We start from the raw sequence: 23,645 nt of genomic DNA, 5'->3' as shown, positions 1-23,645 counted from the left end.
GCCGCGCGGAACAGATCGCGCCCCGCGCTTGTCAGCTGCCGATGAACTGGGGCCGCTGCTTGGCGAGGAACGCCTCGTAGCCCGCGCGGTAGTCGCGCGTGTCGGCGAAATCGTAATGGGCCTCGCGCTCGTCGCGCGTCACCGGCGACCAGTCGCGCAGCAGGCGCAGCAGCTGCTCCTTGTTGCGCCGCTGGGCGAAGGGCGATGCGGCGGCGATCCGGCCGGCGGTGGCCATGGCCTCGCCGTCCAGCGCCTCGGGCGCCACCACGCGCTGGACGATGCCCCGCTGGAGCGCCTCGGCGGCATCGAAGATGCGCCCCTCCAGCAGCAGCTCCGACACCACGCCGCGGCCGAAGAACTTGAACAGCAGCTCGGTCTCGCCGAGCGCCATGGGAAAGCCCATGCGGTTGATCGGCACGCCGAAGCGCGCATCGGCGGCGGCGATGCGGATGTCGCACATGGCGGCGATCTCCAGCCCGCCGCCCATGCACACGCCGCGGATCATGGCCACCGTCGGCATCGGCGCCGACAGGATGGCGTCGAGGGTGGGGCGCACGTGGTTCTCGTGATAGTGGGTCACCTGCGCGCGGTTCGAGCGCTCGCGCTCGAACTCGCTGATGTCGGCGCCGGCAGCGAAGCTCTCCCCGGCGCCGGCGAGGACGAGGCAGCGCGCCGTCCCCTCGGCGACCAGCCGGCGGACCTCGGCATTGAGCGTCGCCCACATCTCCACCGTGAGCGCGTTGAAGCGCCCCGGATTGTCCATCACCACCAGGGCGATCTCGCCCCGGGTCTCGACGCGGATCGCGCCCGCCGCGGTTTCCATGGTCATCGTCCAACCCCCAGAAGCAGGTCCGGCAGGCCGGTGGCGATGCCGGGAAAGATGCACATCAGCACGATGAAGCCGGTCATGAGCGCCACGAAGGGCAGCGAGCCCCAAAGCACCTCGGTGGCCGGGATGCTCGGCGCCACGCCGCGGATCACGAACAGGTTCATGCCCACGGGCGGGGTGATGAGCCCGATCTCCAGGTTGATGGTGAGGATGACGCCGAACCAGATCAGGTCCACGTCGCCGGTGGCGAGCACCGGCGCCAGCACCGGCATGCTCATGAGGATGATCGCCACCGGCGGCAGGAAGCAGCCCACCACCAGCAGGAACAGGTTGATGATCAGGATCAGGCCCCATTTGCCGAGGTCGAGCCCCACCATCCATTCCGCGAGCGTCTGGGTGATGTAGAGATAGCTCATCATGAAGGAGAACAGCGCCGCCGCGGCGATGATCATCAGGATCATCGAGGTCTCGCGGGTGGAGCTGACGAGGATGAGCCACAGCTGCGGCAGGCGCGTACGATAGATGACCACCACCATCGCCAGCGCCATCAGCGCGGCGACGCCGGCCACCTCCGAGGGGGTGGCGATGCCGCCATACATGAACACCGTCACGGCGACGATGATGCCGAGGAAGGGCAGGACCCGGCCGATGCCGTCCAGCTTCTCCTTCAGCGAGAAGCGCTCGGTCACCGGCGCGCCGCGCGCCGCCCGCCAGCTGGCGAGCCAGGCATAGGCGGAGAAGATCAGCACCAGCAGGATGCCCGGCACCACCCCCGCCAGGAACAGGCGGGCGATGGAGGTCTCCGTCACCAGGCCGTAGATGATGAAGGTGATGGAGGGCGGGATCAGGATGCCGAGCGTGCCGCCGGCGGCGATGGAGCCGGCCGCGAGCGCGCGCGGCACGCCCCGGCGCAGCATCTCGGGAATGCCCACCTTGCCGATGGCGGCCGCGGTCGCCGGGCTGGAGCCGCACAGGGCCGAGAACAGGCCGCAGGCGAAGATGTTGGCGATCACGAGGCCGCCCGGCATGCGGTAGAGCCAGCGGTGCAGGCTCTCATAGAGGTCCGTGCCCGCCCGCGACAGGCCGATGGCCGCGCCCAGCACCACGAACATGGGCACCGTGAGCAGGGCGAAGGACGAGAGCTCCGACATGAAGGTCTCGGGGATCGCCTTCAGCGCGTCCGGCCCGCCGAAGATCGCCAGGAAGGCGATCGCGACGGCGGCGAGGCCGAAGGCGATGGATACGCCCGAGCACAGGACCACGATGGTGGCGACCAGCAGCAGGGCGCCGATTTCCATCTCGCTCATGAGGCGCCTCCGCCGGCTTCGGCCGGGTTGTGGGCCGCGACGCCCTGCGGCTGGCGCAGGCGGGCGATGGCGACCACGTATTGCAGGGCCGTCACGCCGAGGCCGAGCGGCATCGTGGCGTATTTCGGCCAGAGATAGGGGGTCCACACCCCGAGCACCTTCTCGCCCGAGGCGTAGGCGCGCAGCGTCAGCTCCAGGCCCACATAAGCGAGATAGGCGCACACCACGAGGCCGAGCAGGCTGCCCACCAGCGCCAGCTTGCGGCGGGCGCCGTCCGACAGGGTCGCGTCGAGCAGCTCCATGCCGATATGGCCGTTGGTGCGCAGGGTGAAGGGCGAGGCGAGGAAGACCGCCGCCACCGCGAGGTAGATGCTGGTCTCCAGCTCCCAGCTGTTGACGCCGCCGATGGCGCGCCAGAACACCATCCAGGAGACCGACAGGATGGCGCCGAGCAGGCACAGGGCGGCGGCGCCCGCCATCACCGTTCCGGCCCCGTCGACGAGACGAGCGAACTTTTCCATGGAGATCCCCTCCCGCGCACGGGCCGGCGGCGCTCTCGCGCAGCCGGCCCGGACGTCATCAGTTGGTCTGGGCGCGCAGGATGGTGACGAGCTCCTTGGCGCGCGGGCTCACGCCCTCGAACGCGGTCCAGGAGGTCTTCCGGGCGATCGCGATCCAGGCGTCGTACTCGGCCTTGGTCATCTGGCGCACCTCGGCCCCGGCCCTCTTGAAGGTGTCGACGGTCTTCTGGCCCACCTCCAGCTGCTCGGCGAGGAAGGAGGCGTCGGAGATCGCCGCGGCCTCGTCGAACGCCTTCTGCTGGGCCGGGGTCAGCTTGTCCCAGGCGCTCTTCGAGATCACCAGCGGCTGGAGCACCATGAACACCGAGTAGTCGCCGCCGATGGTGGCGTACTTGGTCTGCTCGTAGAGGCGGGTGGAGAGCAGGGTCTCGAACGAGGTCATCAGCCCGTCGAGCACGCCGGACTGCACCGCGTTGTAGAGCTCGGTGGAGGGCATGGAGAACACCGAGGCGCCGGCGGCGGCGAGCATCAGGTCGACGGTCTTGTCCGCGCCGCGCATCTTCAGGCCCTTGACCGATTCCGGCCCGGTGATGGGCCGCACCCGGTTGGCGAAGCCGCCCTCGGTCCACCACCAGGTCAGGATGTGGAGGCCGTTGGCCTCGGCCACCTCCTGCACCTTGCTGTGGAAGGCGCCGCCCTTGAGCTTGGCGGCGTTGGCGACGTTGCCGACCGCGCCGGGCAGGATGGTGGCGGAGAATTCCGGCACCTTGCCGACGCCGTAGATCAGCGGGAACACCGACATCTCGATGGTGCCCTGCTGGAGCGCGTCCACCTGCTGGATCGGGTTCGAGATCAGCGAGGAGCCGGGATAGATGCGGAACTTGATGGAGGGATCGCGCTTCTGCACCTCCTTCACGAACTCGCGCGCGGCGCGGTCGCGCCCGTCGGTGCCCTGCTTCCACTGGTGGGTCAGCTTCAGCTCGACGGTCTGCGCCGCGGCGGCGGTCGCTCCCGCGGCCATGGCAAGGGCGACGGCAGCCGCCCGGAACGTGGTCTTCATCGGCGTCTCCTCCTTCTTCGACCCGGTTCTTGGGGCGGGTCCTCTTGTTGATCGTGCGGCCCGGTTGTTCCGGGTCAGGCGATGGCCTTCTGGCCGCGCAGGTCGGCGATCTCGCGCTCCGAGAGGCCGTAGTCGGCGAGCACCTCGTCGGTGTGCTCGCCGAAGCGCGGCGGCGGGCGGCGCACGGAGCGGCCGGCGAGCGCGGCGAGGCCCACCGGGCTCACCACCTGGCGCAGCGGCCCGATATCGGGGTGCTCCACCGTTTCCACCAGGCGCGCATGCGCCACCTGGGGCTCGGCGAACACGCCGGCCATGTCGTTGATGGGGCCGGCGGGAATGCCTGCCGTCACCAGCTGCTCGGTCCAGTGGTGCCGCGAGCCGGCGGCGAGCTTCTCCTCGATCAGGGCATCGAGGGCATCGCGGTTCGCCATGCGGCCGGCATTGTCGAGGAAGCGCGGATCGCTCTTCAGCTCGGGGGCGCCGATGATGTCGCACAGGCGCAGCCACATCTCCTGGGTGGCGGCGCCGATGTTGAGATTGCCATCGCCGGCGCGGAACACGCCGTAGGGCGCGATCACCGGATGGGCCGAGCCGGCGGGGCCGGGAATCTCGCCGGCGCTCAGATAGCGCTGGCCCTGGACGCTCAGCAGGCCGACGAGGCTCCCCAGCAGCGAGGTTTCCACGCCTTGCCCGCGGCCGGTCCGGCCGCGCTCGATCCAGGCGGCAAGGACGCCGATGACGGTCCACATGCCCGCCGTCAGGTCGCCGATGGCGGTGCCGACCCGCGTCGGCGGCGCGCCGGGCATGCCGGTGATGCTCATGAGCCCGGAATAGCCCTGGGCGATCTGGTCGAAGCCGGGCCGGTCGCCGAGCGGGCCGTCCGGGCCGAAGCCGCTGATGCTGGCGACGATGAGGTCCGGCTTCTCCGCCTTGAGCTGCTCGGGGTCGAGGCCGATGGCCTTCATGGTGCCGGGCTTGAAGTTCTCCACCACCACGTCGCTGGCGAGCGCCAGCCGGCGCAGCAGGGCGCGCCCGGCCTCGGTGCGGAACTCCACGCCGATGGCGCGCTTGTTCCGGTTGGCGGAGAGGTAATAGACGCTCTCGCCGTGGTCGAACGGACCCCAGGCGCGGCTCATGTCGCCGGCGGGCGACGGCTCCACCTTGATCACGTCGGCGCCGAGGTCGCCGAGGATCATGGTGCAGAACGGTCCCGCGAGGGCGCGGGTGAGGTCGAGGACCCTCATGCCGGCGAGCGGCAGGGTCGCGGCTGGCGCGAGCGTGTTCAAAGCGTCACCTGGACAGGCTGGGATTACTTGATGACGGTGAGGTAGGACGGCGGCAGCTGCTCCAGCAGGATGGAGACGAGGTCCGTCTGCAGCGTCAGATGCTGCTTCATGGCGCGGTCCGCCTCGGCCTCGTCGCAGGCGAGGATGGCCTGCGCCACCTGCTCGTGCTCGCCGCAGGACTTGCGCATGCGCGAGGGGGTGGTGAGCCAGAAGCGGCGGTAGGGCGCGAGGCGCTTGCGCAGGTGGCTCGCCTGCTCGCTCAGATAGTCATTGTGGCTGCCGCGATAGATGATCTCATGGAAGTTGAAGTTGGCTTCCGTGTAATCCTTGCACGCCTCTTCGCTTTCGCCCTGGCTGTGACGCTGGCAGCAGGCGAGGGCGTGCTCCAGCAGGTCGCGCTCGGCGCTGGTCATGCGGGTCGCCGCGAGGCCCGCGCACATGCCCTCCAGCGTCGCCATCACCTCGAACATCTGTACCATGCGCTGGAGCGAGAGCGGCGCGACGATGGCGCCGACGCGCTGGCGCACCTGCACGAAATCGATGGCCGCCAGCTGAAGGATCGCTTCGCGGATCGGCGTCTTCGACACGCCGAAACGCTCGGCGAGCGCGACATCGTCGAGCTTCTCCCCCGGCTCGAGGCGGCCGGAGACGATCTCCTGTTCGAGATAGCGATAGATCGCGTCGGAATGGCTGCCGCCGATCTTGGCGGGCCTGGCAACTTTCGCCTCCGGCGCAGCCTTTGTCGGCCGCTTGCTCATGGGCGCCTCCCCTCGTCGGCAGGAGAGTGGACCGCGAAAATGTGCCAATCAAGAGAAAAAATACATTTTTTCTCGAAATGGGTATCTTATATGACGTTAAATATATGATTTTTTTGCATATTCCTGCGGCCGTGGGCGCGTTCAGGCACGCCAGCCGAACTCACCGAAGCTGGGGGGCGACAGGTTTGAAGTCTGGGTGGGAGGTCAGTCGGCGAACGTATCGAGGACCCACTGGCGGAACAGCTGGGTCTTGCGCAGCTTGGCGGCGCCGGGCGGCGAGACGAGGTAGTAGGCCGCCTTCGACGGCGCCCGGATCGAGAACGGCTCCACCAGCCGCCCGGACTTGAGGTCGTCGGCGACCACCGTGGACAGGGCGAGCGCGATCCCGAGCCCGTCCATCGCCGCCTGCATGGAGGTCACGAGATAGTCGCTCGTGAACTCGAGCCCGAACTCGATCTCGGAGATGCCGGCATGGTCGAGCCAGAACGGCCAGTCGTCGGAGAGGATGGTGGAGGCGGTGCGGATGATGGTCTTGCCGGCGAGGTCCTTCGGCGCGCGCAGCCCTTCCGCGTCGCGCAGGGCGGCGCTGCACACCGGGAAGATCTCCTCCTCGCCCAGCTTCACGGCGCTGAGCGCCGGCCAGTCGCCGTCGCCGTGCCAGATGCCGATGTCGAAACCGTGCGGCCCGAACGGCTGGAACGCCTGCACCGTCATCAGCTTCAGCGCCACCGACGGATAGAGCGCCTGGAAGCGCGGCAGCGCCGGAATGAGGCGCTTGATGGCGAAGGTGCCGAGGCACTGGATGGCGAGCACGTTCTCGTTGTTGCTCTCTGCGGCGCGGTCGGTGGCGGCGGAGAGGGCGACGAGGGACTGGCGCACGGTCTGGAGATATTCGGCCGCGACCTCGGTCAGCTTCACGTTGTTGCCGCTGCGGTCGAACAGGCGGATGCCGAGCATGTCCTCCATCTTGCGGATCTGGTGGCTCACCGCCGTCTGGCTGAGGTTCAGCTCGATGCCGGCGCGGGTGAAGCTGAGATGCCGCGCCACCGCCTCGAACACGATCAGGCTCATGGTGGAAGGCAGGCGGGTGCGCGTGAGCGGGCGGCCGTGGAGGCGCAGGGACGGCACGTCGTCGCCGGAGGGTGGCGTCTGCAATACGCTCATGATGGCCGTGTCCCGTCCCTGACCGTCCGCTCCCACCGGCGTGCGGCTTGACCGGGACGTCCCGCGGGACGGCGACGGTCTGCCGCTTGTCGTCCGGTCCCGTTCGGGACCGGTGCGGCGGGGCGGGACATGGGGCCCCGGCTCCGCCGGCCGGAACGGGCAGCATAGGGGCATTGGGGGGACGGGAGCAAAGGGGCGGGCGAGGGCGCGCGGCGGCGTCACGGATCGGCGAGGGGGTGAGGCTGTCGCCGCAGAGCTTCGTCATGCCCCGGCCAAGCCGGGGCATGACGGCACGAAAAGGGGTCCTGGCGCGGGCTCTAGATGATCAAGTCAGGGGTGAGCTGGTGCGGCGGCAGGCAGATCTCGATCAGCGCCGGGCCGCCGGCCGCGAGCGCGCGCTCCAGGGCTGCCGGGAACTCGGCATCCGCCGCGACGCTCTCGCCGTGAGCGCCATAGGCGCGGGCGATATCGGCGAAGCTGGGGTTGGTGAGGCGGGTGCCGCTCTCACGCCCGGGAAACTGCCGCTCCTGGTGCGCGCGGATGGAGCCGTAGGTGGCGTTGTTCACCACGATCACCACGATCGGCAGCTTGTGGTGCACGGCGGTGGCGAAGTCGGGCGAGGCCATCTGGAAGCAGCCGTCGCCGGCGAGCGCCACCACCGTGCGGTCCGGGTGGCGCAGCTTCGCCGCGATCGCCGCCGGCAGGCCGTAGCCCATGCAGCCGGACTTGGGGGCGAGCTGGGTGCGGAAGGCGCGATAGCGGAAGAAGCGGTGCAGCCAGATGGTGTAGTTGCCGGCGCCGTTGGTGACGATGGCGTCGTCCGGCAGCGCCGCCCGAAGGTGCTGGATGACCTTGGCATAGTCGAAGCCGGCGGTCCTGGAGGGTGGCACCTGGTAGGCCTCGTAGGCGGCGCGGCCCTGGGCGCGCCAGCCGGCCCAGCGCGCCGGATCGAGCGGCGCCAGGTCCTTGAGCGCGGACGCGAACTCGGGCGGCGCGGCAAGGATGGGCAGGTCGGCATTGTAGACCCGCCCCAGCTCCTCGGCGCCCGGGAAGACATGGATCAGCGCCTGGTCCGGGTCGGGCACCTTGAGCGCGTCATAGGCCTTGCTGGTCACCTCGCCGATGCGGTCGCCGATGACGAGCAGCAGGTCGGCATCCTTCACCCGCTGGGTCAAGGCGCGGCTGGAGCCGAGGCTGAGGTCGCCCACATAGACCGGCGCCTCGTTGGAGACGATGTCCTGCGACCGGAAGCCCGCCACCACCGGCAGGTCGTTGGCGCCGCAGAAGGTGGACACGTCGGCCGCCGCCTGCGAGGTCCAGCCGCTGCCGCCGACGATGACGAGCGGCCGCTCGGCCGCCGCGAGCATCTCCCGCACCCGCGCCATGTCTCCCGGCGCCGGCACGGCGGAAACCGTCTTGAAGGCCGGCGCGTCGGCGACCGCGCTCATCTGGCTGAGCACGTCCTCGCCCACCGAGAGCACCACCGGGCCGGGCCGGCCGTGGGTGGCGACATGGAAGGCGCGGCTGAGATATTCCGGGATCGCGTCCGCGCTCGGGATGTCGGCGGCCCACTTCGCCATGTCGGCGAAGGTGCGGCTGTAGTCGATCTCCTGGAACGCCTCGCGGCCCCGGTGCGCCTGCGGCACCTGGCCGATGATGAGGATGAAGGGGGTCGAATCCTGGAACGCGGTGTGCACGCCCACCGCCGCATGCATGGCGCCTGGGCCGCGGCTGACGATGCACAGGCCGGGGCGCCCGGTGAGCTTGCCGTCCGCTTCCGCCATATGGGCCGCGTTCGCCTCGTGGCGGCAGACGATGAAGCGCACGCCGCGCGCGCCGTCGCGCAAAGCGTCGAACACCGGCAGCGCGCTCTCGCCCGGCACGCCGAAGATGCGGTCCGCGCCGTGGATGCGCAGCGCGTCCACCAGGATGACGCCGCCCGAGCGCAGCGGGGTGTCGGCGGTGGTCATGGTTCAGCCCTCACGCCGCCGGCTCGAAGACGCAGAGCGTCTTCAGCTCGGAATAGAAGTCGAGCGAGCGCGCCCCGCCCTCGCGGCCGATGCCGGAGCGCTTGAAGCCGCCGAACGGCGCGCGCTCGTCGCGCACGCGCCAGCAGTTTGCCCACACCGTGCCGCTCTGGAGTTCCGCGCCCACCCGCTCCACGCGCGCGGCGTCGGTGCTCCAGACGGTGGCCGCAAGGCCGAACTCGGAGGCGTTGGCGCGGGCGACGACTTCGTCCTCGTCGTCGAACACCGAGAGGTGGGCGCAGGGGCCGAACACCTCGCGGCGGCAGATCTCCGCCGTGTCCGGCAGGCCGGCCCACAGCGTGGGCTCGACCCAGTAGCCGTCCGCGAACGGGGCGGGCATCTCCAGCGCGCCGCCGCCGGTGAGCACCTGCGCACCCTCGGCCTTCGCCGTGGCGTAGAGGCCGAGCACCTTCTCGCGCTGCACCGCGCTGATGGCCGGGCCGAGCGTCGTTTCCGGCGCACGGGGATCGCCCGGCTTCAGGGCTTTGGCCGCGGCGGCGAGGCCGGCGGCGAAGCGCTCGAAGATCGGCCGCTGCACGAACACCCGCTCGGTGGTGAGGCAGACCTGCCCGCAATTGTCGAACATGGAGCGCGCGGTGCCGGCGATGGCGGCGTTAAGGTCGCAATCGGCGAAGATCAGGGCCGGGTTCTTGCCGCCCAGCTCCAGCGAGACCGGGCGCGGCCCGGCGGCTGCGGCGCGCATGATGGCCTCGCCGGTGCGCGTCTCGCCGGTGAAGGAGACGGCGTCGACGCCGGGGTGGGCGACGAGGAACGCGCCCGCCGCGCCCGCGCCGTGGCCGTGCACCACGTTGAGCACCCCGTCCGGCAGTCCGCATGCCTTGGCCATGCGCGCCAGCATGAGGGCGGTGCGGGGCGAGTGCTCGGAGGGCTTCACCACGATGGCGTTGCCGCACACCAGCGCCGGCGCCACCTTCCAGGTGAGCAGCAGCAGCGGCAGGTTCCAGGGCGCGACGATGCCGATCACGCCGACAGGATGGCGCAGCACCCGGTTGCGCGCCCGCCCGCCGGCCATGGGGGTCTCGAACGTCTCTTCCGGCGCCTGCCGGGCGATCTCGGCGAAGGCGCGAAGATTGGCGATGGCGCGGGGAATCTCGATGCCGGTCGTCACCGTGACCGGCTTGCCGGTGTCGGCGATCTCCGCCGCGACGATGGTGGCAAGGCTCGCCTCCATGTGGGCGGCGAGCTTTTCCAGGAAGGCGATGCGCTGGTCGAGCGTGGTGCGGCCCCACGGTCCGCGCAGCGCCGCGCGCGCGGCCGTGACCGCCGCATCCACCAGCGCCGCATCCGCCTCCGCCACGCGGGCATTGGGCCGGCCGGTGGCAGGATCGTGCTTGTCGAAGCTCGCGCCAAGCGGCATCTCGTCCCCGCCGACGAAGCAGGGAACCGGCTCGATGGGGTTCATGGGCGTTTCCTCGCGCGTTGTTATGCGTCCTCGTCCTGGAAGATCTCCTCGCGCCGCTTGCGGATGAAGGGCAACGCCACGGAGATCAGCAGGGCGACGGAGAGAAGCAGGAAGGCGAGGCTGATGGGGCGCTCCAGGAAGACCATCGGATCGCCCCGGCCGGTGATCATGCTGCGCCGGAAGTTCTCCTCCAGCATCGGCCCGAGCACGAAGCCCATCAGCATCGGCGCCGGCTCGGCGTCGAGCTTGCGCAGCAGATAGCCGAGCAGGCCGAAGCCGATCATCAGATAGATGTCGAAGACGGAATTGTTGACCGAGTAGACGCCGATGGCGCTCACCACCACGATCAGCAGGAACAGGAAGCGGTAGGGCAGGCGCAGCAGGCGCACCCACAGCCCGATCATCGGCAGGTTGATGATGATGAGCATCAGGTTGCCGACGAACATGGAGGCGACGAGGCCCCAGAACAGGTCCGGCTGGCGGGTGATGACGTTCGGCCCCGGCGCGATGCCGTGGAGGGTGAGCGCGCCCACCATCAGCGCCATGGTGGCGCTGGTGGGCAGGCCCATGGTGAGGAGCGGGATGTAGGAGGTCTGCGCGGCGGCGTTGTTGGCTGATTCCGGCGCCGCGACACCCTCGATGGCGCCGTTGCCGAAGCGCGAGGGGGTGCGCGAGACCTTCTTCTCCAGCGCGTAGGAGGAGAAGGCGGCCATGGTGGCGCCGCCGCCCGGCAGCACGCCCATGAGCGAGCCCAGCGCCGTGCCGCGCAGGATCGCGCCCATGGACTGGCGCAGCACCGCGAAGGACGGCCACAGGTTGGTGATCTTGGTGTTGTTGATCGCCCGCGTGGTGTCCTGCTCCAGGTTGCAGATCACCTCGGCGACGCCGAACAGACCGAGGGCGATGGCGACGAAGCTCACCCCGTCCGACAGCTCGATGAAATCGCCGGTGAGGCGCGGCATGCCGGTGTTCACGTCCATGCCGATCATGCCGAACAGCAGGCCGAGCACGATCATCGCCACGGCGCGGAACAGCGAGCCGTTGGCGAGCACCACCGCCGAGACCAGGCCGAACACCATGAGCGAGAAATAGTCCGGCGAGGTGAAGGACTGCGCCACCCGCGCCAGCGGCGGGCCGGCGAAGGCGATCACCAGCGTGCCGATGCAGCCGGCGATGAAGGAGCCGATGGCGGCGATGGCGAGCGCCTCGCCGGCGCGGCCCTGGCGCGCCATGCGGTAGCCGTCGATGGCGGTGACCACCGAGGTGGATTCGCCGGGGATGTTGACCAGGATCGCGGTGGTGGAGCCGCCATACTGGGCGCCGTAATAGATGCCCGACAGCATGATGATGGCGCCCACCGGATCGAGCGCGAAGGTGGCGGGCAGCAGCAGCGAGATGGTCGCCACCGGGCCGAGGCCGGGCAGCACGCCGATCAGCGTGCCGCACAGGGCGCCGATGAGGCAGAACAGGAGATTGTCGAAGGTCAGGACGACGCCGAAGCCGTGGCCCAGAAGCTGGAGGCTCTCGATCACGGCCACACCTCCACGGGGATGCCGAGCAGCCAGACGAACAGCGCCACCGAGCCCGCCGCCATGGCGGCGCCGAACAGCAGCGTCTGCCACAGCACGCTCTCGCGCGAGGCGAAGCTCGCGATCAGGGACTGGGCGAGGATCGCGGCGACAAGGCCGAAGCGGTCGAGCAGCAGCGCGAAGGCGAGGAAGGAGGCGAGGACCAGGACTGTCGCCCGCAGGTTCATCGGCGGGACCTCGGGACCGTCGACCGCGAGGCCGCGCACCACCAGGGCCGCGCCCATGACGGCCAGCACCGAGGCGATCATCAGCGGGAAGTAGCCGGGCCCCATCTCCAGGGCCGTGCCGATCTCAAGGCTTGCAATGTAGTAGAGCGCGGCACCGGCGATCGCCACGAGAAGCAGGCCGGACCAGAAGTCCACGGCGCCCCGCACCAGCTTTATCCTCATCGTCCCTCTCCAGGCCTCACGCGCCGCCATGCTGCCGGACCGGCGGCGGGAACGCCCATTGGACGCGGTGCGCTGGGGGTCGAGCAAGATGGGAGCGCTCCTCGCGCGCCATCCCGCCCGGAGCGGCGACGCGCAGGTGGCGCGCGGCCGGCCCGCGCGCGGCGGGCCGGCGATGCGTCAGTTCTTGGTGGTCTTGATCTCCTTGAGGAGATCGGTCCACTGCGCCACTTCCTTGGCGATGGCGGCCTGGTACTCTTCCGGGGTGGTGAAGACGGGCGTGGCGCCGATCTTGGCGAGCGCCTCCTTCACTTCCGGGTCCTCGGCCATCTTCTTCAGCGCCGCGGACATGCGGTCGATGATCGGCTTCGGGGTGCCGGGCGGGGCGATGATGCCGTTCCAGGATTCCACGGAAAAGTCCTTCACGCCGGTTTCCTCGACCGTCGGCAGGTTCGGCGCGAACGGGCTGCGCTTGCCGGAGGTGACGGCGATGCCGCGCACCGTGCCGGCCTCCATCTGCGGCAGGGCGTCGGTCATGTTGGTGAAGGAGATGTCGACCTCGCCCGCCACCACGGCGGCGGTGGCCGGGGCCCCGCCCTTGAACGGCACGTGCACCATCTTGGTGCCGGTGCGGGTATCGAACAGCTGCACCGAATAGTGCATCAGGCCGCCGGCGCCGCTGGAGCCGTAGGTCAGCTTGCCGGGGTTGGCCTTGGCGTAGGCGATCAGCTCCGGGATGGTCTTGATGGGCAGCTTCGGATTGACGATCACCGTCTGCGGGATGGTGCTGACGATGGAGATCGGCGCCAGGTCCTTCAGCGGATTGTACTGGGTGGTCTGCGCCACGGGGGCGACCGAGACCGCGCCGACGCTGCAGACGCAGAAGGTGTAGCCGTCGGCCGGCGACTTCGCCACCAGGTCGGTGCCGACGATGCCGCCGGCGCCGGGCTTGTTCTCCACCACCACCGTCTGGCCCAGGTCCTTCTCCAGGAAGCGGGCGGTGATGCGGCCGGTGAGGTCGGTATAGCCGCCCGGTGCGTAGGGGACGATCAGCTTGATGGTCTTGGCCGGCCACTTCTCCTGGGCCATCGCCGCGGGCGATGCCAGAATTGCGAAGGACATCACGGCCGCCGCCAGCGTCTTCATGTTGTTCTCCTCTGTCCCTTGAAGGTGCGGGCGATTGAGCCGCCTCGTGGTCTGAATGGAGTGGCGAGCCGGAAGGCATCCACCAAAGCGATCAGGGCACGGTTGCGACCATGCCCCTCAACCACCTGTATCGGAACGGAAGTTTTAGCTAAGCGACAAAGCTAGTCAAGCCGCGATTGCGGGCAGGCCGTGGCGCCGATGAAGGCACGAACGGCCTTGATGCGATCGTGGCTCTTCGCCACCTCGCCCGCAACGGTATCTTCCGTGGTGCTGCCCTGGCTGGGAGGCAAACTGGCTTTTTAACAAAGCTAAAATGCACGCAGATCGACTGTGCGTCCACGTCCACCGAGGGCATGCTGCCCACGCATTGCGCATGGGGTGGAGCCTTTGGCCGTCGGCTCGGCTTCCTCGGCGGGATTGCTGCGCTGCGTATTGACTAGCTTTGTCGCCTAGCTAATTTGAGCCGCAAAGCGCGATCCCGCGCTCCCCGCGCGCCCCGCGCCACTTCCTCCCAGCCCTGCCGGAGCCCTCATGGCGATCTCCAACACCGTGGACACGGGTTTCAGGCCCGCACTGGAGCGGCTTGCCGCAGACGGGCGCATCCGCGTCTTCACCGGCGAGGCCGACCCGCATCTCGAGATCGCCGCGCTGATGAAGAAGCTCGACGGACAGGAAATGCTCCTGTTTCCGAAGGTCCGGGGCTTCGACGCGGCCGTCGTCGGCAACCTCTTGAGCTGCCGCGAGAACTGCGAGAGCGCCTTCGGCCGCGACTATCGCGGCATCCGCGAGAGCATCTCCCAGGCGCTGGGCTCGCCCATGGCGCCGCGCCCGGTGGAGAACGCGCCGGTGCACGAGGTGGTTCAGACCACCGGCATCGATCTCGGCAAGACCCTGCCGGCGCTGTTCCACGCGCCCAAGGACGGCGGGCGCTACGTGACCTCCGGCATCCTGGTGGCGCAGGACCCGGAGACCGGCATCTACAACGCCTCCTATCACCGCCTCCAGCTCATCGGCCCGGACACCTTCGCCGTGAAGCTGGATTTCGGCCGCCACCTGCGCCTCGCCTTCGAGCGGGCGCAGAAGCAGGGCCGGAACCTGCCGGTGGCGATCTGCATCGGCGCCGACCTCGCGCTGCACTTCACCGCCGCCACCATGGGCTCGCAGATGCCCGAGAACCTGGACGAGCTGGCGGTGGCGGGCGGCCTCTCCGGCCGTCCTCTGTCGGTGGTGAAGGGGAAGACCGTCGACCTCATGGTGCCGGCGGAGTGCGAATACGTGCTGGAGGGCGAGATCAGCGCCACCGAGGTCCACATGGAGGGGCCGTTCGGCGAGTTCGTCGGCTTCGCCGCGCCGCCGGCGGACGCGCCGGTGCTGAAGGTGAAGGCGCTCACCCGGCGCGCCAAGCCCATCTACCACGCCATCAACGGCTTCGGCCGCGAGACCATCATGCTGCGCAAGTACGTGCTGGAGGCGAGCCTCCTGAAGGTGCTGCGCGCGGCGGTGCCGATCGTCACCGATGCCGAGATGACGGCCGGCGGCCTGCACCGCTTCCACGCCATCCTCCAGGTGAACAAGCAGGGGCCGCACCACGAAGGCCTCCAGCGCAACGCCATGCTGGCCGCCTTCGGCGCGCTGAAGGACCTCGACATGGTGATCGTGGTGGACGACGACATCGACATCCGCGATCCCGCCGACGTGGAATACGCGCTCGCCACCCGCATGGAGGCCTCGGGGGACGTCATCGTGATTCCTGAGGCGCGCGGGCACGAATATGTCCGCATCAGCCGCAACGGCGTGCGCGCCAAGCTCGGCATCGACGCCACCGTCCCGGCGGGCGAGAAGGCGCGTTTCGGCCGCGTGTCGTTCGCGCCCGTGGAGGTGACGGCCGGCATGTTCGGCGCCGGCGGGGAGGCGATGAAGGGGCTCCTGTGAGCCCCTTCGGCCTCACAGATCGAGGGTGATCGCGCCGCGGGCGCGGGAGACGCACGGCATCAGCCGGGTCTTGCGCGCCGCGTGGGACAGCACCACGTCGCGGTGGATCACCGTGCCGTCGCGGTAGCCGCACTCGCAGGTGCCACAGACCCCGATCTCGCACGACGATCCGCGCACGAAGCCGTTCTCCCGCAGCACCGCGAGCAGGCTGCGGTCCGCCGGCACCTGGAGGACGCGCCCGCTCGAGGCGATCACCGCCTCGAACGGCTCGGGCGTGAAGCCGGCATCCGCGCGCGCGGCGAAATGCTCGGTGTGATAGCGCGCCTCGGGCCAGCCGCGCGCCGCCGCCGCGCCTTCGGCGGCCTCGGTCAGGGCGCTCGGGCCGCAGACATAGAGGTCCGCGCCGGCCTCGGCATCGAGCAGGGCCGCGATGTCGAGGCGGCGCCCCTCGGCGGACAGCCAGAGCCGCAGACGGTCTCCGCAGAGCGCCTCCAGCGCCGCCACCAGCGGCGCGCTCTCGCGGCTGCGGGCGCAGTAATGGAACACGAAGTCCGCTTGCTCCGCCGCCAGCTGCCGCGCCATGGCGATCAGCGGCGTGACGCCGATGCCGCCGGCGACCAGGACGTGCCGCTTGGCGTCGGCATTGAGCGCGAAGTGGTTGCGCGGCGCGCTGACGAAGATCTCGCCACCCACCTTGAGGTTCTCGTGGAGCCATCGCGAGCCGCCGCGCCCGGCATCCTCCCGCTTCACAGCGATGCGGTAGAGGCCGCGCTCGGCCGGGTCGCCATAGAGCGAATACTGGCGCACCGCCCCGTCGGGCAGGTGCACGTCCACATGGGCGCCGGGCACCCACGCCGGCAGCGCCGGGCGCCGCGGATGCGCGAAGGCGAACGTCGACACGTCCGCCGTCACCGCCGCCGCCTCGGCGACGGTGAGCTTCATGATGAGGCGTCCGGACATGGTCAGTCCAGAAGCTCGATCTCGTCGCCGGGACGGATGACGCCACCGCGCTCGATGCCGCAGTTCAGTCCCGAGCGGTTGTAGAGCGGCAGGTAGACCGGAAGGTCGAGCAGCTGCTCCAGATACTTGCAGGGGAAGTTGAGGCGTCCGCCGCGCAGGATCACCTCGCCCACCCGGAAGCGCCGGCCGACCAGATGGTTGAGCGGCACGCCGCGCACCGTGAGGTTCCGGCGGTGGTCCACCGGCGCGAGCACGATCGGCGCTTCCTGGAGCGGGGGATCGTTGCGGGCGAGCGCGTCGAGCGCCTCCTGCTCGATCAGCGTCACCTCGCGCACGTCCGGGCGGCCGGAATAGGTGCCGTTGCCGAGGAAATAGCGGTCGCCGACGATGCCGCGCCCGGCGACGCATTCCGCCTCGGCCAGCTCCTCCATCTCGTAGCTCGCCGCCTGGGCGATGTGGATGTGGAGCAGGACGCCCTTGAAGTTCACCGCGCCGCCGGGCATGGCGAGCGCCGCCTGGGCGGCCGGGTGGTCGTACGCCTCGACGATCTTCAGCGGGCCGCTGTCCTTGACGGGAAGGGACGGGGGTGGGGGATGGGCGGTCATGGCAGCCTCAGTCGATGCGCACGGCGATGGCTTCGATCTCGACCAGGGCGCCCTTGGGCAGGCGCGCCACCTCGATGGTCGAGCGGGCGGGGGGATTGGTGGGGAACGCGGAGGCATAGACCTCGTTCATGGCGGTGAAGTCATCCATGTTCTTGAGAAACACGGTGGTCTTCAGCACGCTTGAGAAGCTCGCGCCGCCGGCGGCGAGGACCGCCTCCAGATTGGCGAGCGAGGCCTTGGTCTGGGCGACGATGCCCTCGGCGAGCGCACCGCTCTTCGGATCGACCGGCAGCTGGCCGGAGGCGAAGACGAGGCTGGCGAAGCCGATGCCCTGGGAATAGGGGCCGACGGCGGGCGCCGCCGCCGCCGTCGCGATCACCTTACGTGACATGGTTGTCTCCTGTCGTTCGTTTGGATGGGAGGCCCGGCTCAGTAGCCGAGGTAGTTCGGCAGCCAGAGCACGAGGGCCGGAAAGATCAGGCACAAAGCGAGCCCGGTGAGCTGAAGCAGGGTGAAGGGGATGATGCCCCGGTAGATGTCCGCCAGCGTCAGGAAGCCGGCCCCGGCCTGCCGCAGGTAGAACAGGGCCGGCCCGAAGGGCGGCGTGAGGTAGGAGGTCTGAAGGTTCACCGCGACAGCGATGGCGAACCAGAGCAGGATCTGGTCCTTGGGCACCGCCGCGCCGAAGTCGAGCTCCATCACGATCGGCCGGAACACCGGCAGGATGATGAGGGTGATCTCCAGCCAGTCGAAGAAGAAGCCGAGCAGGAAGATCACCACCATCAGCAGCGCCAGCAGCGACCAGTCGTGCAGGCCGAGCGCGTCGATGACGTGGATGATGGCGTCGTCGCCGCCGAGCTCCCGGAACACGTAGGAGAACAGCGTCGCGCCGCAGAAGATGCCGAAGATCATGGCGTTGGTCAGGGCGGTCGCCTGCACCACCTCGTTCAGCAGCTTCACGCTGAAGGTGCGGTTGTAGATGGCGAGCAGGGTGGCCCCGAAGGCGCCCACGCCCGCCGCCTCGGTCGGGGTGGCGAAGCCGCCGACGATGGAGCCGAGCACCATCACCACCAGCACGGTCGGTGGCACGAAGCCGCGCAGCACGAGCTTGATGAGATCGGCGCGGGGCAGCGGGTCGGCCTCCGGCGGCCGCGGCATGCGCTTCGGCTGGAGCAGGCCGACGACGAGGATGTAGACGAGGTAGAGCCCCGACAGCAGCAGGCCGGGTATCACCGCGCCGGTGAACAGGTCGCCCACCGGGATCGCCAGCAGGTCGCCCATGATGACCAGCATGATGGATGGCGGGATCAGGATGCCGAGCGTCCCCGAGGAGGCGATGACGCCGGCACAGATGCCCTTGTCATAGCCGCGCTCGACCATCACCGGCAGCGCCAGCATGGTCAGCATCACCACCGAGGCGCCGACGATGCCGGTGGTGGCCGCCATGATGGTGCCCATCAGCACCACGGCGAGGGCGAGCCCGCCGGGCACGCGCTTCAGCAGCACCGAGAGGATTTCCAGCAGGTGCCGCGCGACGCCGCTGCGCTCCAGCATGATGCCCATGAAGATGAACATGGGGATCGCCACCAGCACCAGATTGTCCGCGATCGAGCCCCAGATGCGGCTGACGACGAGAAACAATTGGGCCGGCTGGAACAGGCCGAAGGCGCCGCCGACGAGCGTGAACACGAGGCCGACCCCGGCGAGGCAGAACGCCACCGGGAAGCCCGAGAACAGGATCACCACCAGCAGGCCCAGCATGGAGAGCGGCAGGACGGTCTCGAACAGGGTCATAGGCCGACCTCCTGCGGGTGGTGGGGCGCTTCCGGCTTGGGCGGCGATCCGAGGAGGGTGGCGAGCGAGGCGGCAATGGCGCCCAGCGCCGCCAGCAGCAGCGTCGAGAAGCCGATCAGCAACGTCGACTTGATGATCCAGCGGTAGGGCAGGCCGGTGAGCGAGGGCGAGCCCTCGTTCAGCCGGAAGGAACTGGCGAGGAACGGCCAGCCGTAATAGAGGACCACCGCGCAGAACGGCACGATGAACAGCGCGGCGCCGATCAGCTCGATCGCCGCCGCGGTCTTGGCATTGAAGCGGCTGCTCAGCACGTCGATGCGCACGTGCTCGCCCTCGACATAGGCGTAGCCGAGGCAGAGCAGAAAGAGAGCGGCATGAAGATGCCACTCCAGGTCCTGCAGCTTCGTCGAGCCGAGCACGACGAAGCGGCGGGTGATGACGTCGGTCACGACCACGAGCACCAGCAGCACGGAGCACCATGCCGCCACCTGCCCGACCCGCCGCGCGATCGCCTTCAGGATTTGGGCCGAAGCCAGAAGCGCGGACATCAGTTCTTCAGGTAGCCGATTTCACGCCAGGTCGCGTAGTCCTTACGGAACTGGGAGAAGCTCGCATAGGCCCGCGCGAAATCGGGGTCGGCGGCCACCTGCTCGGCGATCACCTCGTCCACGGCGCCCTTGAGCTTCTTCAGGTCCTCGTCCGACCACTTGTGGAGCTGGACGCCCTTGGCCTGGAGCTCCTTCAGCGCCGGGATCTGGATCGCCTCGCCCTCGGCGATGCCATAGCGGATGTTGTCGCCGCAGACCGACTCGATCTGGGCCTTCTGGGTCTCGCTGAGCGCGTCCCACTTGGCCTTGTTCATCATCAGGTCGAAGAAGGTCGACTGCTGGTGCCAGCCGGGGAAGTAATAGTGCTTGGCAATCTGCCAGAAGCCCATCTTGAGGTCGATGGCGGGCTGCACGAATTCCAGGCCGTCGATGACGCCGCGATCGAGCGCGGGATAGACGTCCGGCGGCGCGAGCAGCTGGGCGGAGACGCCGAACTTGCCGAGCGCCTTGGCGCCGAGGCCGAAGAAGCGCAGCTTGAGGCCGTTGAGGTCGTCGACGCTCTTGACCTCCTTCTTGAACCAGCCCGAGCCCTCGGGCGCGAGCATGCCGCACATCACCGACTTGATGCCGTACTTGCCGTAGATTTCGTCGAAGATCTGCTTGCCGCCGCCGAAATAGTACCAGGCCATGTATTCCGGGGCCGGCGGGCCGAACGGGAGCGCCGCGAACACCTGGAGCGCCGGCACCTTGCCGCCCCAGAAGCCGGGCGTGGAGAAGGCGGCATCCACCGCGCCGGCCGCGACCGCGTCGAAGGTCTCCAGCGGCGGTACCAGCGCGCCCGGCTCGTAGAAGCGCAGCTCGATGTTGCCGCCCGAGACCTTCGCGATCTGTGATTCGAGGCGCTTGCCGAGCGTCCCGAGCTGCGGCAGCGAGCTCGAGAAGGTGGCGGCCATCTTCCATTTGACCTTCGGGTCCTGGGCCGACGCGGCCGAGACCGGCAGGGCCGCGGCCAAAAGTACCAGCAGCGCGTGGCGCAAGTGATTGGCGAGCTTCATCACTTTGTTCCCCTTTCATTGCTGGCTGCTATCAAATTAGACAACGTTGCCTAACAAGCAACCAGATTTGCCGGTCCCGAGCCAAATTCGGGCCTGGCGACCCCTTTCACGCAAAGGGCGTGCCAAGAGGCGGTGGGGGATGCTGTGCGGGAGCGGAAGTGTATGTTGTCTGAAGATCAACGTTGGTTAAAGGACTACGATGCCCCTTGCAATCGCTCCAAAGTGAGGGAAATGTTTCTCCTGTCGTTGCTGAATTTTGGTGCTTGTCCATTGAGCCCGCGGAAGAGGCGGGGTTGCCCAGATTTTCGGCCCCTGTCCGGGGCCGCATCAGGAGTTGTTTGATCCCATGGCCACTCTGGATATGTCCCATGGAATGCCGCTGTCGGCCGGCGTCAGCCTCGGCCGCGCCATCCGCGCTTTGCGCGCCGAGCGCGGGCTGTCTTTGTCCCAGCTCGCGCTCGCGGCGGCGCTCGACAAGGGTTATCTCTCGCGCGTCGAGCGGGGGCTGAAGGTGCCTTCGGTCGCCATCGTGCTGCGCATCTCTACAGCGCTGGAGGTCTCGGCCGCGCAGCTGTTCGGCGCCGCCGAGCGCCAGGAGCCGATCTTCGTCACCCGCGCCGGCGACCGCGACGAGCGGACCGCCGACGACGGCAACTACCACATGGAGATCCTCACCCAGAGCACGGGAAGCTCGGGCCTCGAGGTGTTCCTCATGTACCCGCCGGCGGAGTTCGCCAACGAGCCGGAGGCCGCCCATCGCGGCGAGGAGGTGCTGTTCGTTGTCGCCGGCACCGTCGAGGTGCGCTTCGCGGAGAAGGTTCTGGTGCTGGAGAAGGGCGACTCGGTGCAGTTCCCGGGCCCGCTGCGCCACCAGGTGCGCCGGCTCGCGGAGAACAGCTGCGTGCTGATCTCCGTCTACGGGCCGTGATCGTCCGGCATCCTGGAAGGATGTGGCGGCGCGGCCCCCCGCTTGCGCCGCGCCTCAGGCCGCGGACGTCTCCACCGCCGCGCCCGAGCCGAGCCAGTGGTCGATCTCGCCGTCGGCGAAGCCCGCCTCGCGCAGGATTTCGCGCGTGTGGGCGCCGAGGGGCGGGGCGGGAAGGTCCTCGGCGCGGGCGGCGCTCGACCAGCGCGCGGGCAGGCGCATGCTCACGAGCCGGCCCTCGGTCGGGTGCTCGACGGTGCGGAAGAAGTTCACGGCGGCCAGATGCGGGTCCTTGAGCAGGCTCTCCGGCGTGTGCAGCGGCATGGCGGGGATGTCGGCCTTCTCCAGCAGCTCCAGCCATTCGGCGGTGGTCCGCTGCTTCAGCTCCTCGGCCACCAGCGCGTAGAGCGCGTCGATGTGGCGGGTGCGGGTCGCCATGTCGGCGAGGCGCGGGTCGTCCTCGAAGGCGGCGCGGCGCCCGATCAGCTCGAAGAAGGCGCGCCAGTGCCGGTCGGTATAGACCACCACGCAGATGTGGCCGTCGCTGGTGGCGTAGGGCCGGCGATACTTGGCGAGCAGGCGCGCATAGCCCATCTCCCCCTCGGGCGGATCGAACGTGCGCCCGCCCATGTGATCGCCCAGCACGAACTGGGCGATGGTCTCGAACATGGGCACCTCGATCGCCTGCCCCTCGCCGGTGCGCATGCGATGGATCAGGGCGGCGAGGATGGTGTAGGCGAGGCTCTGGCCCACCACCCGGTCGGCCAGCACCACGGGGGCGTAGAGCGGATCGTCGGTGCCCGAGGCCCGCATGGCGAGCGAGGGCACGGCGCTGAGGCCCTGGATCAGGTCGTCATAGGCGGGGCGGCCGGCATAGGGGCCGCCCTCGCCGAAGCCGTAGGCGCCGGCATAGATGATGCCGGGCGCGGCCCGCGCCACCTCCTCGTAGGAGAGGCCGAGCCGCGCCATGGCCTTGGGCCGCGCGTTGAACACGAACACGTCGGCGCCCGAGACCAGCCGCAGGAGGATGTCCCGGCCGCCGGGCCGCTTCAGGTCCAGCACGATGGAGCGCTTGTTGCGGTTGGCGTTGAGGAAGAGCGGGCCCATCCCCTCATGCCGCGCCGGCCCGACCGCCCGCATGCTGTCGCCGCCCGGCGCCTCCACCTTGACGATGTCGGCCCCGAGATCGCCGAGGATCTGGGTGGCGAACGGGCCCATCATCACCGTGGTCATGTCGATGATGCGGATGCCCTCGAGCGGCGCGGCCATGGGGGATCTTCCTCCTGTGGGCGGGCTTACTGGGAGACCGCGGCGAGCGCGCCGCGGAACGCCTTGAGGGTGGCGCTGCCGGGCTTGCCGCGCTGGTCGAGGGTCTTGGCCCAGTCCTCGGCCACCGCGGCCATGGCGGCGTCGACCTTCGCCTGGTCGGCCTTGTCGAACGCGATCATCCTCACGCCCTTCGCCTTCAGCCGGTCGGCGGTCTCGGTCTCCTGGCGGTCGAAGGTCTTGCAGGCGCCGAGCGAGATCTCGTCGCCGGCCTTGGCGAGCACCTCCTGCACGTCCTTCGGCAGGCGCTGCCACTTGGCGTCGCTGATGGAGTAGGTGACCACCACGGTGCCGAAGTTCTGGCCCACGGTGGCGGACTTCACGATGTCCGCGAGCTTGTAGGACTCGACGCTCACGAACGAGAACAGGGTGCCGTCGATGGTGCCCCGCGAGAGGCTCTCATAGATTTCCGGCGGCGCCATGCGCACCGGCACCATGCCGAGCTCGCGCAGCGTGAGGTCCTGCGCGCCGCCGCTGGCGCGCAGCTTCTTGCCGGGGAGGTCGGAGAGGTTCGCCACGTTCGCCGACGCGCCGAGCACCGCCTGGTAGGGCGGCAGCGCGGCGATGAAGAGCGGGCGGATGCGGTTGGGCTTGAACTCGTTCTCGTAGAGGAAGCCGCCCTCCTTGGCGAGGCTCCAATAGGCCCGCATCACCTGGCAGGCATTGGAGAACGAGCCGGGCAGCTCCGCCACCGCCGAGAGCGGCATCTTGTCGGCCACATAAGAGGGCCCCACATAGCCCACGTCCACGAGGCCGGACTGGGTCAGCTGGAGGAAGTCCTTCGCCTTGCCCAGCTGCTCGGCCGGAAAGTACTGGATCTCGACGTTACCGCCCGAGAGCTTGCCCACGAGCTCGATCCAGGGGCGGGTCGAGTTCTCGGCGATGATGTGGCCGATGGGCAGCGAGTCCGCGACCCGCAGCGTCGTCTTCTGCTGGGCGGCAGCGGGCTGTGCGGCGAGGGCGGCGAGCGCCGCGGCGGCGAGGGTGAAGAAGGTCTTGCGCAT

The 23,645-nt window shown here is 69.3% G+C and carries 22 protein-coding genes; 2 read left to right on the top strand and 20 right to left on the bottom strand.

Going from position 1 to position 23,645, the window contains the following annotated elements; genetic code table 11:
- Positions 1-31: 31 nt before the first annotated feature.
- The 12 genes from V5F67_RS15660 to V5F67_RS15605 form a co-directional block, all read right to left on the bottom strand.
- Positions 32-829, bottom strand: a complete 798-nt coding sequence (locus V5F67_RS15660; RefSeq protein WP_394016879.1) for an enoyl-CoA hydratase/isomerase family protein — start codon at positions 827-829, stop codon at positions 32-34.
- Positions 826-2,136 carry a TRAP transporter large permease gene (locus V5F67_RS15655; RefSeq protein WP_394016880.1) on the bottom strand — a complete coding sequence of 437 codons (1,311 nt, stop codon included), beginning with the start codon at positions 2,134-2,136 and terminating at the stop codon, positions 826-828. The genes V5F67_RS15660 and V5F67_RS15655 overlap by 4 nt, the downstream gene beginning before the upstream one ends.
- Positions 2,133-2,657 (bottom strand): TRAP transporter small permease subunit, encoded by a 525-nt coding sequence (locus V5F67_RS15650; RefSeq protein ID WP_394016881.1) that lies wholly within the window; start codon positions 2,655-2,657, stop codon positions 2,133-2,135. The genes V5F67_RS15655 and V5F67_RS15650 overlap by 4 nt, the downstream gene beginning before the upstream one ends.
- Before the next feature lie 58 nt (positions 2,658-2,715).
- Entirely contained in the window at positions 2,716-3,717 is a 1,002-nt protein-coding gene (gene dctP / locus V5F67_RS15645; protein ID WP_394016882.1) for a TRAP transporter substrate-binding protein DctP, read from the bottom strand.
- 74 nt (positions 3,718-3,791) lie between these two features.
- A complete protein-coding gene (locus tag V5F67_RS15640; RefSeq protein ID WP_394016883.1) occupies positions 3,792-5,003 on the bottom strand; it encodes a CaiB/BaiF CoA transferase family protein in 1,212 nt (403 codons plus the stop codon).
- Positions 5,004-5,026: 23 nt separating this feature from the next.
- Positions 5,027-5,761, bottom strand: a complete 735-nt coding sequence (locus V5F67_RS15635; RefSeq protein ID WP_394016884.1) for a GntR family transcriptional regulator — start codon at positions 5,759-5,761, stop codon at positions 5,027-5,029.
- A gap of 204 nt (positions 5,762-5,965) precedes the next feature.
- Entirely contained in the window at positions 5,966-6,925 is a 960-nt protein-coding gene (locus V5F67_RS15630) for a LysR substrate-binding domain-containing protein (protein ID WP_394016885.1), read from the bottom strand.
- Between the two features lie 317 nt (positions 6,926-7,242).
- Positions 7,243-8,895 (bottom strand): thiamine pyrophosphate-binding protein, encoded by a 1,653-nt coding sequence (locus V5F67_RS15625; RefSeq protein WP_394016886.1) that lies wholly within the window; start codon positions 8,893-8,895, stop codon positions 7,243-7,245.
- 10 nt (positions 8,896-8,905) lie between these two features.
- A complete protein-coding gene (locus V5F67_RS15620) occupies positions 8,906-10,375 on the bottom strand; it encodes an aldehyde dehydrogenase family protein (protein ID WP_394016887.1) in 1,470 nt (489 codons plus the stop codon).
- A 20-nt stretch (positions 10,376-10,395) separates the two neighbouring features.
- Positions 10,396-11,904 carry a tripartite tricarboxylate transporter permease gene (locus tag V5F67_RS15615; protein ID WP_394017791.1) on the bottom strand — a complete coding sequence of 503 codons (1,509 nt, stop codon included), beginning with the start codon at positions 11,902-11,904 and terminating at the stop codon, positions 10,396-10,398.
- Positions 11,904-12,353, bottom strand: coding sequence for a tripartite tricarboxylate transporter TctB family protein (locus V5F67_RS15610; RefSeq protein WP_394016888.1), 450 nt, complete (start codon positions 12,351-12,353; stop codon positions 11,904-11,906). The genes V5F67_RS15615 and V5F67_RS15610 overlap by 1 nt, the downstream gene beginning before the upstream one ends.
- 177 nt (positions 12,354-12,530) lie before the next feature.
- The gene (locus V5F67_RS15605; protein ID WP_394016889.1) at positions 12,531-13,496 is read right to left on the bottom strand and encodes a Bug family tripartite tricarboxylate transporter substrate binding protein; all 966 of its coding nucleotides are present in this window, start codon (positions 13,494-13,496) and stop codon (positions 12,531-12,533) included.
- A gap of 531 nt (positions 13,497-14,027) precedes the next feature.
- On the opposite strand from V5F67_RS15605, the gene V5F67_RS15600 reads away from it, so the two are divergent.
- Complete coding sequence (locus V5F67_RS15600; RefSeq protein ID WP_394016890.1) at positions 14,028-15,428, top strand: UbiD family decarboxylase; 1,401 nt, start codon at positions 14,028-14,030, stop codon at positions 15,426-15,428.
- Between the two features lie 12 nt (positions 15,429-15,440).
- Here the strand turns inward: V5F67_RS15600 and V5F67_RS15595 are convergent, their stop codons facing one another.
- The 6 genes from V5F67_RS15595 to V5F67_RS15570 are packed head-to-tail and all read right to left on the bottom strand — an operon-like array spanning position 15,441 to position 20,390.
- On the bottom strand, positions 15,441-16,388 hold the full coding sequence (locus V5F67_RS15595) for a PDR/VanB family oxidoreductase (protein ID WP_394016891.1): 948 nt from the start codon (positions 16,386-16,388) through the stop codon (positions 15,441-15,443).
- 2 nt (positions 16,389-16,390) lie between these two features.
- On the bottom strand, positions 16,391-16,993 hold the full coding sequence (locus V5F67_RS15590; RefSeq protein ID WP_394016892.1) for an MOSC domain-containing protein: 603 nt from the start codon (positions 16,991-16,993) through the stop codon (positions 16,391-16,393).
- Positions 16,994-17,000: 7 nt separating this feature from the next.
- A complete protein-coding gene (locus tag V5F67_RS15585; RefSeq protein WP_394016893.1) occupies positions 17,001-17,384 on the bottom strand; it encodes a RidA family protein in 384 nt (127 codons plus the stop codon).
- A gap of 38 nt (positions 17,385-17,422) precedes the next feature.
- Entirely contained in the window at positions 17,423-18,787 is a 1,365-nt protein-coding gene (locus V5F67_RS15580; RefSeq protein ID WP_394016894.1) for a TRAP transporter large permease, read from the bottom strand.
- Positions 18,784-19,335 carry a TRAP transporter small permease subunit gene (locus V5F67_RS15575; protein WP_394016895.1) on the bottom strand — a complete coding sequence of 184 codons (552 nt, stop codon included), beginning with the start codon at positions 19,333-19,335 and terminating at the stop codon, positions 18,784-18,786. The genes V5F67_RS15580 and V5F67_RS15575 overlap by 4 nt, the downstream gene beginning before the upstream one ends.
- Positions 19,335-20,390, bottom strand: a complete 1,056-nt coding sequence (locus tag V5F67_RS15570; RefSeq protein ID WP_394016896.1) for a TRAP transporter substrate-binding protein — start codon at positions 20,388-20,390, stop codon at positions 19,335-19,337. The genes V5F67_RS15575 and V5F67_RS15570 overlap by 1 nt, the downstream gene beginning before the upstream one ends.
- A gap of 346 nt (positions 20,391-20,736) precedes the next feature.
- Here V5F67_RS15570 and V5F67_RS15565 point away from each other — a divergent pair, with 346 nt between their 5' ends.
- Positions 20,737-21,318 carry a helix-turn-helix domain-containing protein gene (locus tag V5F67_RS15565; protein ID WP_394016897.1) on the top strand — a complete coding sequence of 194 codons (582 nt, stop codon included), beginning with the start codon at positions 20,737-20,739 and terminating at the stop codon, positions 21,316-21,318.
- 54 nt (positions 21,319-21,372) lie between these two features.
- On the opposite strand, the gene V5F67_RS15560 is transcribed toward V5F67_RS15565, so the two are convergent.
- Positions 21,373-22,584: a CaiB/BaiF CoA transferase family protein gene (locus tag V5F67_RS15560; RefSeq protein ID WP_394016898.1), complete on the bottom strand. Its 1,212-nt coding sequence runs from the start codon at positions 22,582-22,584 to the stop codon at positions 21,373-21,375.
- A gap of 26 nt (positions 22,585-22,610) precedes the next feature.
- Positions 22,611-23,645 (bottom strand): TRAP transporter substrate-binding protein, encoded by a 1,035-nt coding sequence (locus tag V5F67_RS15555; protein ID WP_394016899.1) that lies wholly within the window; start codon positions 23,643-23,645, stop codon positions 22,611-22,613.

Source organism: Xanthobacter pseudotagetidis, assembly GCF_043194795.2.
Classification (GTDB): domain Bacteria; phylum Pseudomonadota; class Alphaproteobacteria; order Rhizobiales; family Xanthobacteraceae; genus Xanthobacter; species Xanthobacter tagetidis_A.
Note: the sequence above shows the minus strand (reverse complement) of the source record. Positions and strands in the feature narration are given on the sequence as shown.

Coding starts and splice junctions, on each gene's coding strand:
- V5F67_RS15660 (WP_394016879.1), bottom strand. CDS start 829: ATGACCATGGAAACCGCGGCGGGCGCGATCCGCGTCGAGACCCGGGGC.
- V5F67_RS15655 (WP_394016880.1), bottom strand. CDS start 2,136: ATGAGCGAGATGGAAATCGGCGCCCTGCTGCTGGTCGCCACCATCGTG.
- V5F67_RS15650 (WP_394016881.1), bottom strand. CDS start 2,657: ATGGAAAAGTTCGCTCGTCTCGTCGACGGGGCCGGAACGGTGATGGCG.
- dctP (WP_394016882.1), bottom strand. CDS start 3,717: ATGAAGACCACGTTCCGGGCGGCTGCCGTCGCCCTTGCCATGGCCGCG.
- V5F67_RS15635 (WP_394016884.1), bottom strand. CDS start 5,761: ATGAGCAAGCGGCCGACAAAGGCTGCGCCGGAGGCGAAAGTTGCCAGG.
- V5F67_RS15630 (WP_394016885.1), bottom strand. CDS start 6,925: ATGAGCGTATTGCAGACGCCACCCTCCGGCGACGACGTGCCGTCCCTG.
- V5F67_RS15625 (WP_394016886.1), bottom strand. CDS start 8,895: ATGACCACCGCCGACACCCCGCTGCGCTCGGGCGGCGTCATCCTGGTG.
- V5F67_RS15620 (WP_394016887.1), bottom strand. CDS start 10,375: ATGAACCCCATCGAGCCGGTTCCCTGCTTCGTCGGCGGGGACGAGATG.
- V5F67_RS15610 (WP_394016888.1), bottom strand. CDS start 12,353: ATGAGGATAAAGCTGGTGCGGGGCGCCGTGGACTTCTGGTCCGGCCTG.
- V5F67_RS15605 (WP_394016889.1), bottom strand. CDS start 13,496: ATGAAGACGCTGGCGGCGGCCGTGATGTCCTTCGCAATTCTGGCATCG.
- V5F67_RS15600 (WP_394016890.1), top strand. CDS start 14,028: ATGGCGATCTCCAACACCGTGGACACGGGTTTCAGGCCCGCACTGGAG.
- V5F67_RS15595 (WP_394016891.1), bottom strand. CDS start 16,388: ATGTCCGGACGCCTCATCATGAAGCTCACCGTCGCCGAGGCGGCGGCG.
- V5F67_RS15590 (WP_394016892.1), bottom strand. CDS start 16,993: ATGACCGCCCATCCCCCACCCCCGTCCCTTCCCGTCAAGGACAGCGGC.
- V5F67_RS15585 (WP_394016893.1), bottom strand. CDS start 17,384: ATGTCACGTAAGGTGATCGCGACGGCGGCGGCGGCGCCCGCCGTCGGC.
- V5F67_RS15580 (WP_394016894.1), bottom strand. CDS start 18,787: ATGACCCTGTTCGAGACCGTCCTGCCGCTCTCCATGCTGGGCCTGCTG.
- V5F67_RS15575 (WP_394016895.1), bottom strand. CDS start 19,335: ATGTCCGCGCTTCTGGCTTCGGCCCAAATCCTGAAGGCGATCGCGCGG.
- V5F67_RS15570 (WP_394016896.1), bottom strand. CDS start 20,390: ATGAAGCTCGCCAATCACTTGCGCCACGCGCTGCTGGTACTTTTGGCC.
- V5F67_RS15565 (WP_394016897.1), top strand. CDS start 20,737: ATGGCCACTCTGGATATGTCCCATGGAATGCCGCTGTCGGCCGGCGTC.
- V5F67_RS15560 (WP_394016898.1), bottom strand. CDS start 22,584: ATGGCCGCGCCGCTCGAGGGCATCCGCATCATCGACATGACCACGGTG.
- V5F67_RS15555 (WP_394016899.1), bottom strand. CDS start 23,645: ATGCGCAAGACCTTCTTCACCCTCGCCGCCGCGGCGCTCGCCGCCCTC.